Annotated in this window: 7 protein-coding genes and 1 pseudogene; 6 read left to right on the top strand and 2 right to left on the bottom strand. The window is 47.3% G+C overall.

The window, feature by feature from the left end; all coding sequences use genetic code 11:
• Window positions 1-649: 649 nt before the first annotated feature.
• Window positions 650-2,050 carry a 30S ribosomal protein S12 methylthiotransferase RimO gene (gene rimO, locus EMM73_RS18330; protein WP_127688234.1) on the bottom strand — a complete coding sequence of 467 codons (1,401 nt, stop codon included), beginning with the start codon at window positions 2,048-2,050 and terminating at the stop codon, window positions 650-652.
• 247 nt (window positions 2,051-2,297) lie between these two features.
• Between rimO and EMM73_RS20420 the strand changes: the two genes are divergently transcribed.
• From EMM73_RS20420 to feoB, 5 genes and pseudogenes are all read left to right on the top strand, one after another.
• On the top strand, window positions 2,298-2,837 hold the full coding sequence (locus EMM73_RS20420; protein ID WP_261373491.1) for an alcohol dehydrogenase catalytic domain-containing protein: 540 nt from the start codon (window positions 2,298-2,300) through the stop codon (window positions 2,835-2,837).
• A 2-nt stretch (window positions 2,838-2,839) separates the two neighbouring features.
• A pseudogene (locus EMM73_RS20415) lies at window positions 2,840-3,217 on the top strand (zinc-binding dehydrogenase); the annotation flags it as partial.
• 558 nt (window positions 3,218-3,775) lie between these two features.
• Window positions 3,776-5,116, top strand: a complete 1,341-nt coding sequence (locus EMM73_RS18320; RefSeq protein ID WP_127688233.1) for a DUF2252 family protein — start codon at window positions 3,776-3,778, stop codon at window positions 5,114-5,116.
• A gap of 172 nt (window positions 5,117-5,288) precedes the next feature.
• A complete protein-coding gene (locus tag EMM73_RS18315; RefSeq protein WP_222422697.1) occupies window positions 5,289-5,522 on the top strand; it encodes a FeoA family protein in 234 nt (77 codons plus the stop codon).
• 72 nt (window positions 5,523-5,594) lie between these two features.
• Window positions 5,595-7,427, top strand: a complete 1,833-nt coding sequence (feoB, locus tag EMM73_RS18310; RefSeq protein WP_127688232.1) for a ferrous iron transporter B — start codon at window positions 5,595-5,597, stop codon at window positions 7,425-7,427.
• A 59-nt stretch (window positions 7,428-7,486) separates the two neighbouring features.
• On the opposite strand, the gene EMM73_RS18305 is transcribed toward feoB, so the two are convergent.
• On the bottom strand, window positions 7,487-10,081 hold the full coding sequence (locus EMM73_RS18305; protein ID WP_127688231.1) for a TonB-dependent receptor plug domain-containing protein: 2,595 nt from the start codon (window positions 10,079-10,081) through the stop codon (window positions 7,487-7,489).
• 563 nt (window positions 10,082-10,644) lie between these two features.
• On the opposite strand from EMM73_RS18305, the gene EMM73_RS18300 reads away from it, so the two are divergent.
• Window positions 10,645-11,298, top strand: coding sequence for a TetR/AcrR family transcriptional regulator (locus tag EMM73_RS18300; protein ID WP_127688230.1), 654 nt, complete (start codon window positions 10,645-10,647; stop codon window positions 11,296-11,298).
• Window position 11,299: the final 1 nt, after the last annotated feature.

The following is an 11,299-nucleotide window of genomic DNA, read 5'->3' as shown; positions in this document are numbered from 1 at the left end:
CGTCCCGCACGGGGCGCGTGGATTGAAACGGCTTGTACGTGGTAGAAGCCGCACCTAGCAACACAGTCGCGTCCCGCACGGGGCGCGTGGATTGAAACACTAGCTTTGAATTAGATGATCCTGACTATAAGGTCGCGTCCCGCACGGGGCGCGTGGATTGAAACGACACTCCGCACATCGAAGTTGATTTTCATTGTGTCGCGTCCCGCACGGGGCGCGTGGATTGAAACGGCTTGTACGTGGTAGAAGCCGCACCTAGCAACACAGTCGCGTCCCGCACGGGGCGCGTGGATTGAAACACTAGCTTTGAATTAGATGATCCTGACTATAAGGTCGCGTCCCGCACGGGGCGCGTGGATTGAAACGCGCCGCCGCAAAAGTAGCCGTAACCGCTTGCTGTTGTTACCAACAATGCAAAACTGATCCACTCCAACAATTGAAACTAGCGCCGATAAAAGTGAAGCAGATGGAGTCGAAGGTAGCGTCCCGCAGTGGGCTAGATAGCGGGGAGGGGTTGGCTACTATTGTTCAAAAGCCAGAGTCGCTATGAGCTTTTAGTATGTAAGAGACCAAGCTGGGTAAACCTTATTCACCATGTAAAAAAACCGCACAAATGGCGGTTTTTAATATCGAACACAGTGGCTATAACTTATTCAGCCAGGCTGCCCCATAAGTCGTATTCGTCCGCTTCTTCAACAACTACATCCACCAGATCGCCTGGTTTTAATGAGGTTTCGCCGTTTAAGTAGACTGCGCCGTCAATTTCAGGAGCGTCAGCGAAGCTGCGGCCAATGGCGCCTTCATCGTCCACTTCGTCAATTAACACTTTAATAGTACGGCCAATTTTGCTTTGTAAACGGGCGGCACTAATGCGCTGCTGAGTTTCCATAAAACGATGGTAACGCTCTTCTTTGACGTCTTCCGCAATTTGATCTGGCAACTCGTTGGCTTTGGCACCTTCCACTGGGCTGTATTTAAAGCAGCCAACGCGATCGAGTTGAGCTTGTTCTAACCAGTCTAATAATTCCTGGAACTCTTCTTCCGTCTCGCCAGGGAAACCGACGATAAAGGTTGAGCGAATGGTCAGTTCAGGGCAGATTTCGCGCCATTTTTTAATGCGCTCTAACACGCGGTCAGACTGACCAGGGCGTTTCATCAGCTTTAAAATACGCGGGCTGGCATGCTGGAATGGAATATCCAGATAAGGCAATAACTTACCTTGCGCCATTAATGGGATCACGTCATCCACATGCGGGTATGGATAAACATAATGCAAGCGAACCCAAATGCCTAAATCGGCTAAGGCTTCACACAAAGACTGCATTGAGGTTTTTACTGGCTGGCCATTCCAGAAGCCAGTGCGGTGTTTTACATCCACACCATAAGCGCTGGTGTCCTGAGAAATAATCAGCAGCTCTTTCACGCCAGCTTTTTGTAAACGCGCCGCTTCATCCAGCACTTCGCCAATAGGACGGCTGACTAAGTCGCCACGCATCGAAGGGATAATGCAGAAAGTACAACGGTGGTTACAGCCTTCAGAAATTTTTAAGTAGGCATAATGCTTAGGCGTTAATTTAATACCGTGGTCTGGCACTAACTGCATAAAAGGATCGTATTTTGGCTTAGGTACAAACTCATGCACCTGCTTTAATACGTTTTCATAAGCATGAGGACCTGTAATGCCTAATACGTTCGGGTGTACTTCACGAATTTCATCTTCGCGTGCGCCCAAACAGCCGGTCACTATCACTTTGCCGTTTTCAGCTAAGGCTTCGCCTATGGTGTCTAACGATTCCTGCACCGCGCTGTCGATAAAACCACAGGTGTTGACTATCACCAGTTCTGCATCGTCATAGCTTGGAACTATTTGATAACCTTCAGTTTTTAACTGAGTCAGAATACGCTCTGAGTCCACCAGGTTTTTAGGGCAACCTAGGCTTACAAACCCAATTTTTTTGCCAGAGCCATTGGCTTGCGCCTGAGCCGTCAAGCTTTTCACTGGGGTTTCCAGTGTGGTGGTTTGTGAGGGGTCAAAGGTTTCGACTGTCATGTAAATCCTGCAAAGTAAAAGGGCCGGAAAAAAAGTGCGCGGATTATACCTGAATCAATCGGAAGAAACAGTGGTTGCTGTATGAAAAACAATCAATAAGAGACTGTTATCTGCCGCTATGGCAACAGAATGCGCACAAAGCAGCAAAACAACTCATCTTATGCGCCCGACTGCACTGTATCTTTGTTAATAATGACTAATACTCTAGGCGTACTATTTTTTCTTACCCTTAGTTTCAGGAGTTTGTATGATCAAAGCCTATGCAGCGTTAAAGCCTCATTCACCTTTGTCTGTGATTGAATACGATCTCGGTCCGTTAGGGCGGCAGGATGTTGAAATTGATGTGGACTATTGTGGAATTTGCCATTCAGATTTATCCATGCTCAATAACGAATGGGGCATGTCGGCTTACCCTTTAGTGGCTGGACATGAAGTGGTCGGGCGTGTAGCAGCAGTTGGGGTTGATGTCAGTCATTTAAAAGTAGGCCAGGTGGTGGGGCTGGGCTGGCAGTCTGGGTATTGTCAGGTATGCAGCAGTTGCGGTAGTGGTGATCATAATTTATGTGCAGCAGCAGAAGGCACTATTGTCGGGCGTCATGGCGGTTTTGCCGAAAAGGTGCGGGCTAATGCTGCCAGTGTGGTGGCCTTACCCGAAGGCATGGATCCAAAAACAGCAGGGCCGCTGTTTTGTGGTGGTATTACCGTATTCAATCCGCTGCTGCAATTTGATGTGAAGTCACAGCTTTTACTTCCAGTGAAAGTAAAACTGCAGAAGCCAAAGAGTTAGGTGCTCATCATTGTATTAATTCCAGAGATGCCGATGAAATAGCGGCAGCCGCAGGGCGTTTTGACTTTATCCTGACCACTGTAAATGTAAAGCTGGACTGGAATCTGTATCTTTCTACGCTTAAGCCTAAAGGTCGCTTGCATTTTGTCGGTGCCACTTTAGAGCCTCTGGATATCAACGTCTTCAGTCTGATTATGGCGCAGCGTTCTGTGTCGGGCTCGCCAGTCGGTAGCCCCGCCACTATTAAAAAAATGTTGGATTTTGCGGTACAACATGACATTAAGCCAGTTGTTGAGATGTTTAAGTTTGATCAAATTAACGAGGCCATTGCTCACCTGGAAAGCGGCAAGGCGCGTTATCGAATAGTGCTGGAGAGGTGAACTGGGTCTGAGCAGTCTCTTATGCTCTTGGTCGGACAAAAAATCCTTTGGGGTAATGTAAGCTGAGTTCGGGTAATGAGTGTTGAACAGGCTGCATTTAACTCTATAAATCATACGGATAAACGAATTCATATCAGTAGATTCAGCCTTCACTGACTGAATTCGCAGTTTTTTTAGATCTCAAGGTGCTCTGTCTAACCATAGCTGGCTATGGTTAGACAGAGCAACGCAGAGAGGCGCGAAAAGATGCTTATTCAGTGCTACTGCTTATCCAGCACATAGGGTTTATTTAAAAAGCTTTATTGCTCGCTGTGTTGAGAATGTCTGTATCCAGCGATGAGCATTTTCCAAGCCAAAAGCCAAGACTTTTGATGGCGCCTTCTGAAATAATCTGAAGTATTGCCCTCTCTTCTAAACCCAAACACCCTGGCGCAGCTGTAGGAACATGACAGTTCGCATCCTGTACTATTTTGTTACAACTACCAGCACAGAACTGCTTCAGACCAGCTGGTCAGATAGCGTAGTATACAAAAAATAACGCTATATCCAGAGAACCTTATGTCAGAGATCGAATTACGTATTAGCCAGTTACAACAAGAATTTAAACGCACAGATGCGGTCGCTCCAGGTTTGGATCCTGTACTTGTGAAACATCAGAAAATGGCACAAAACCCCTTTCGTTTTTTACGCGGCAGCAGCGGGTTATTTTATGCCGATATCAAAGGCTCTGTGCTGAAGTTACCAGCGTTACTGACGACGAAAATTCCACTGACTACAGTAGTGGGGGATTGTCATTTATCAAATTTTGGCTTTTTTACTGAAGAAGGTTCATTCGGTGATCGGGTTATTTTTGCGCCAAACGATTTTGACGATGCCTGTATTGGCCATGCCGTCTGGGATTGGAGCCGTTTTGCCGTTAGTATTTTACTGGCTGCAGACTATTGTCAGGGGGTAAAACTGCAGCGTTATAGTAATGATAATAAGCTTGAGCTGGATACATTGCAGGTGGTGTCGGCCAAAGAGGCTGTTCAGGCAGTGCGTGTTTTTCTTAAGGCCTATGTGAGTCAATGTCAGGCTATTTTGGACGAGCCAGAGTTGAGGTATTCAGTACTGGATGATTTTCCGAAAAATCATGTGCTTAAACCTGTACTGAAAAAAGCCATTAAACGCTCGGCCAAAGGTGAAGACTTTTTGCGCAAAAGTACCTTAGCCAAAACTGCTGACTTATCAGCCAGGCCTCTGATGTTTAAGCAAAATGCAGCTAAATTCAGCCGTTTAGCGCCCGAGCTGTACAAGGAGCTGGAGTTTAGTTTCAGACCCTATGTCAACGACGAGATTTTAGACATTGTCAGCCGTCAGGGTGCTGGCACTGGCTCGTTAAACATGCAGCGTTATTATTTGCTGGTGGGACCAAAACAGATCCAAACTGAAGAAGATTTAGCCTTGTGCCATGTAATTGAAGCCAAGCAACAACGTGACTCGGCACCGCTGTTCTTTTTTCCTGATTTAAGCCCGGTTAACAATTTAAACTCAGCCCATTTAACTGTTGATTGCCAGCGCCTGATGCAACGGCGTCCGGATTTAGTGCTGGATGAGCATTACTGGAATGGCGCTCATTATCTGGTGCGCTCATTGCATCATGCTAATGTCGATGTGGACCCGGAAGATGTATGTTTTGCTGACAAAGCACCTGGCGAAAAGCTGGCCGAGTATGCTGAGGCTTGCGGCCGTGCTCTGGCTTTAGCCCACAGCAGAGGCGACAGACGGTCCTTATGTTTTGAGCAGGCTGTGGTGAAGTTTGTCCCCGAAAGCCTGGATGAACTGGTACAGGCTTGTTGTGATTATGCCAGGCAGCAACAACAGGATTGCCAGCTGTTAGCTAAATTAATTGCAGGTTAAGTAATGCTGCGTCAGTCCCAAGAGTGGCAATATTGAAGTTGCCACTCTGAATTAGATAGCATCTGTTGTTTTATCTACCAGTTTTTATCATCCATCTTGTCTTTCGTTGTAAACTGCCGTGACTTAAGTCACAATGCGAATACTTTTCATTGTTATTTTTCCGAGGCAACATATGATGACTTTATGGGATGCTTCAGGCGGTCAAACCGTCATGGTGACCAGCTTAGACCCTGCCATCGATTTGTCTGTTAGCAGCAGATTGCGTGAAATGGGGCTAGACTGCGGCGATCCGGTGCTTTGTTTAAGACGAGGCCCATTTCAGGGCACATTGGTGGTAGCTATTGCCGATTGTGTCTATTCACTGGAACAGCACATCGCCAGAAAAATTCAGGTTAAACCGCTTTAACTGCTGCAGTTAACCCCGTCATTACTCGCCGGCTAGTCCGTCGAGTGATCCAGTTTATTCACAGGTTTTGTTATGAAACGTATTATTTTGGTTGGAAAGCCGAATTCCGGTAAAAGTTTGCTGTTTAATCAATTAACAGGCTTACGCCAAAAAGTAGCTAATTTCCCCGGTGTGACTGTCGAGCTGAAATCAGGTAAGTTTGAGCAGTATCAGTTAATTGATTTCCCAGGTGCATATTCAATGAGCACACTGACAAGGGATGAAGAAATTGCTGTCGAAAAAATCAATCAGGCTCTGCTGGATCAGCAGACTGCATTAATTATTTGTAATCTGGATGCTACCCGCCTGCAGAGCAGCCTTATGTTTGGTATGCAAATGCAGGCTATGGCACAGCGCTACGGCAAGCCTATGGTGTTTGCGCTGAATATGATTGACGAAGTTGCACGTTTTGGTCACCAGATTGACGTAGCAGCGCTGAGCAAAGACTTAGGTGCGCCTGTCTATGCGATTTCTGCCAAAACCCTGGAAGGCATAGCCGAATTTAAAACTGCGGTGCTGCAAGATGCAGAGCAGGCTGCTACCGAGATTAATGCCGAGGACACAGCAGCATTGCCGGCGCTGGATTTTAGCGAGCAGGTAAAACAAAGCCGTTTACTGGCGGCCAAATACGGCATTCAGTCGACTGTGGTGCTGAAACATCAGAATGCCATAGACTCCTTTATGCTCAGCAACCTGAGTGGCGGTATCGCCTTTTTGCTGGTGATGTTTTTGTTATTCCAAAGCATTTTCACCTTCGCCACACCTTTGATGGATGCTGTCGAAACTGTGATCGGCAGCATTGCCAGTTTTGTCACCGATTTAACCGGCCCTGGTATGCTGGCTGATTTCCTGAACGATGCAATTTTTGGTGGCTTAGGTTCATTTTTAGTTTTCGTACCACAAATTATGGTGTTGACCCTTATCATAGGAATGCTCGAGGACAGTGGTTATCTGGCCAGGGCCGCACTGATTTGCCACAAGCCACTGAGCTACTTTGGCTTGTCAGGCCGCAGCTTTATTCCGTTTTTATCGGCCCATGCCTGTGCTATTCCAGCCATTATGGCAGCTCGCACTATCGAATCTCCGCGTAAACGCTTGATCACTATGCTGACTATTCCGCTGATGTCCTGCTCAGCGCGTTTACCTGTGTATGCGCTGCTGGTGGCTGTACTTATTCCCGATACCCGCTATCTGGGCGGACTGGTGAATCTGCAGGGCGTTGCCTTTTTTGGCTTATACTTCTTTGGTATTGTCACGGCCTTACTGGTCAGTCTGGTATTGTCACGCTCCAGCCTGAATGATGACGCTAAGTCGGATATGCCATTTATTCTGGAGTTACCGACCTATCGTTTGCCGCACTGGAAACCTTTGATCCACCGCGTTACCAACAGCGCCAAGCAGTTTGTCTATCGTGCTGGACCTGTGATTTTTATGGTGTCTTTAGGTATTTGGGTGCTGGGTTATTTCCCAACAGGAGCTGGTGGCTTACAGGACTCGTACCTGGGCATGATGGGGCATTGGATTGAACCTCTGTTTGCGCCTCTTGGTCTGGATTGGCGTTATGGCGTGGCTATTCTGATGTCTTTCCTGGCGCGTGAAGTCTTTGTTGGCGCTTTGGGTACCTTGTTTGGCATGGATGGCGCTGATGAGAATATTGCTGGTTTAGCGGCCAATATTCAGGCAGACGGCTTAACTTTTGGCGCTGGTATGGGCATTTTGCTGTTCTACGTTGTCGCGCTGCAATGTGTCGCCACAGTGGCGACTTTAAAAGCCGAAACGGGTAGCACTAAACTGGTGACTGGTCTGGTGATTGGTTATGGTGCTCTGGCTTATTTGCTGGCCATGTTGTGCGCTCAACTGCTGTAGGCCTAAAAAAGGGGCTCTGAGAAAACTCAGGCCCCAACTTCATCCAGCGAGAAGAAAACTTAGAATGTCACTGAATAACGCAACGTCCAGTTGCGGCCTAACCAGTCGTGGACCGAACTGGCGTAACCGTTGGTCGGCGACGAGGCATAAGGCGGCTCTTTGTCCGTCAGATTACGGATACTCAGTAACAGGCTTTGATTGTCGCTGATGTCATAACCTAAACTTGCATTGTACGTCAGCCACGAATCCAGGGTGTCGTTGTCAAACTTAAAGTCACCATCGCCCAATGAACTGATGTAATGCGCGCCTAAGCTGGCATTCCAGTTTTCCAGTCGCCATTCAGTGCCAGCATCTGCAACAAATTCAGGGCGTGCTATTTCAGCAGCGCCACTGAGTTTGCCTAACAAATCTTCAGCAGGGCTGTCCGCGCTCACCTTACGCTCGTATGATAAAGTGCGGGTGCCTGCCAGATTAACCTTAAATTCGCCCAGAGCGCTGGTAGCTAATTTGTAGTTTAATTTAAAGTCGACCCCGTCAGTTTTCTGGCTTCCGACGTTAAAGAAACCAGTGCGTAAAAACACTAAATCCCCAGCTCCATCCAGTACACAACCAAATTCACCCTTCAGAGCAGCGTCGTCACTAACGACAGGAGCAGTACCTGCGATACAGGCTCGTAGGGTAGTATTCGCATCCACGTCTACTATGTCTTGGTGTGTGTAGCGCCAGTAATCGATAGTAAACTGCAAGTCATCAGTCAGGTTCCAGGAAGCGCCAATATTGATGGCTTCGGAATTTTCAGCATCCAGATTTTTATTACCTAAGGTTTCCTGATCAAATTCCAGTTCACCTGTGGTAGCACCAAAATCGCCACAAAGTGCGTCAAATGGCTGACCAGAACCGCAGTCTATATAGTTGGCTATTAACGAAGTACCGGCACCTAGCTGTGACAAAGAAGGGGCACGGAACCCAGTACTCCAGGAGCTGCGTAGGATCAAATCTTCAGTGGCTCGGTAACGCAATGACAGTTTCGGATTGACCGCACCACCAAAGTCGCTGTAGCGGTCGTAACGTAAAGCGGCGATAGCGTCCAGTGTCTCAGTCAGTGGAATATTAAATTCACTGTAGATGGCATACTGAGTGCGATCTGCTGCTGCGTCACTGGCACCTAACGCAAAAATTCCGCCGCTTTGTGCTACGTCAGCCGGGTTGTCTGAAATTTCCTCACCGCGGAATTCGCCACCAAATACAGTGCTGATATCGTCAAACAAGGTTCCAGAGATATTGAAATCCACTGAGTAGACATCGGATTCCCCTATACGTGGTGCAATTTCACGTAATCCGGCAATCACAGAGGCTGAGTTGTCACGGCCAAGGTTAAATGGATTAAAGCTGCCGTTGACAAGGGCATCAGTCAATTTTGCTCTGCCCATATAGCCTTGGACGTGGGTAATTTCATTATCTGTTTTGCCGTAGCTTGCAGCTGTTTCCCATGACCAGTCGCCCAGTTCACCTCGTAAGCCTGCTAAGAGTCTGTAGCTTTGGCTATCGTAGTCCTGAATACGACGCTCAGGGAAACGTGAACGAATACGGATCTGATTGACTTCGCCATCTTCAGCGTCATAGGTGGCTGCCCAAGCCGGAATAAATGCTGCATTACCTGGCACCCGCACATCAAAAGCAGCCGCTGAGTCGTAAGCTGAACCGGTGTTTTGTTGCAGCATAGCTTCGGCAAAAAACTCACGATCATTCCCCAAGCGATAAACATGATTCAGTGTTGCACCTACTGCTTTACTATCCGGCTGGATAGCGCGCTCGTTAACATAATCGTAGGAGCAACGTGTGCCCTTGTTGCTGGTGTCAGTGCCACACCATGGTTCGGCATAATCTCTGCCGTCTATGGTGACGCGGGTACTTGACTTAAAAGTGACGTCGATAGGGCGGTCCGTGTTAAACAACGCGTCCTTATCAAAGTAGTCAATCACCACTGTGGTATTGCTGTTGTCTGTGCTAAAGCCACCTGTGTAGGTCAGGTTGTATTTACGGAAATCACTGCTGGCTGTGTCGTCACCATAAGAGGCTGACAATTCGTGGCCCTCATAGTCTTTACGCAGGATAAAGTTAATAACCCCCGCAATAGCGTCTGAGCCATATACAGAGGATGCACCATCCGTCAGTATTTCAACCCGCTCCAGTGCTGACATAGGAATAGCGTTAACGTTGACAAAAGAGTCAAAGCCGTTGGTAAATGAATCTACAGCTACGCGGCGGCCATTGACCAACACCAGGGTTGAGCTGGGGCCCAGGCCACGTAAACTGACACCTGCAGCACCAGCTGGCGTGCCGTCATTACCGGCAACACCGCCGTTTTCAGTAAAAGTACCAGCGCTTGAGGCTTGAGGTAAGTCGCGCAAAAAGGCACTGACGCTGTCGTAGCCTTTTTTCGCTAAATCATCTCTGCTAAAGATCTGCAGTGGGTTGGCGCCTTCCATGTCCACCCCTTTGAGGCGTGAACCTGTGACTTCAATTTTTTCAATAGCTTCTTCATTTTGCTCTGTTGCTTCAGCCTGTTGTGCATAAGCCTTTGTCACGCCAAACAGCGCACACAAGGTTGCGAATCCAATTTTGCTGAGCTTCATTTTGTTATGTTCTGACATTTTGCTTCCTCTGGTGTTGGTGTTGCCTGGTGGCAATCTGTTTTTTTCGAATAAAAAAGGGCGTGCCAGAGCGAGAAGCGCAGCAAATTGGGCAGCGACAGCAAGAAACAGGCGGATCAACGCCTGAGAAATGTTGTAGGCATGCAAATAAGTGGAGTGTAAGTAATGGCTGGTCTACAGGGACATAACGAACACACTTCTGGCTATGGCAGAAGTTGTGCTAATTATTGAACCACTCGGAGAGGTAATAGGTAGAGCAATAGTAGCTGTTTGGGTTTGCAGCACAACGTTGCATTTTGCTCTCCTTTTGTAATCTGGGATAAATTTCAATCAAAATTGTCTGATCCCGCTGTTGATGTCAAGCGCTTTTTTGATGCCATGTTCAGGCTGTACCTTTTGCCACTTTATAAAGCAGATCTTGTCACCTTTTGGCTTGTTTATTGTGAAAAAAATGTGATTTTTGATTCTCATCTGACCAGATTGAGCTTTTTCTGTTTTGTCTGCTTGACAGTATTTTTTTTCAAACGTACATTTCAAACAGGTGTTTTAATTTAGTCAGGGCTATGGTGAATAAAACAACAACTCAGGACAAAATTCTGGATGCGGCTGAGCAGCTTTTTGCATCCACTGGTTTTGCTGATACGTCATTACGACAAATTACCAGTATGGCGCAGGTCAACCTGGCGGCGGTGAACTATCATTTTGGTTCGAAAAAAGAGCTGATCCAGTCGGTGCTGCAGCGTTATTTGTCTGTACTGATGCCTCGTTTGGATCAGGAGTTCAGCCAGCTGTTGTCCAGTCAAAAACAAAATGACTTAACTGCAGTGTTGTCTGTGTTTATTAAACCTTTGCTGGAGCTGAATAAAGTGCAACATCACGGTACCAGAATGTTTTTGCAGCTTCTGGGCCGTGGTTACACCGATGTGCAAGGTCATTTGCGCTGGTTTTTCAATCATCATTATGGCCGCACTCTGGATAAATTTGTATTGCTGGTGCAGCAGGCTTGCCCTGATTTACCAGCCAGTGAAATTTTCTGGCGACTGCATTTCTCCCTGGGTACTGTGGTCTTTACCATGGCGTCGAATCAGGCGTTACAGGAAATTGCAGCGGCAGATTTTAACGAAAATGTAGAAATAGAAGGCGTGATCCACAGGCTAATTCCATATTTAGCTGCTGGTATAGCGTCACCTTTAACTTTATCTAGTCAAGCTCACTAAT

It is taken from the genome of Rheinheimera sediminis (assembly GCF_004005375.1).
Lineage (GTDB): Bacteria > Pseudomonadota > Gammaproteobacteria > Enterobacterales > Alteromonadaceae > Pararheinheimera.
The sequence above is the reverse complement of the archived record's forward strand: the minus strand, read 5'-3'. Positions and strand labels throughout refer to the sequence as shown.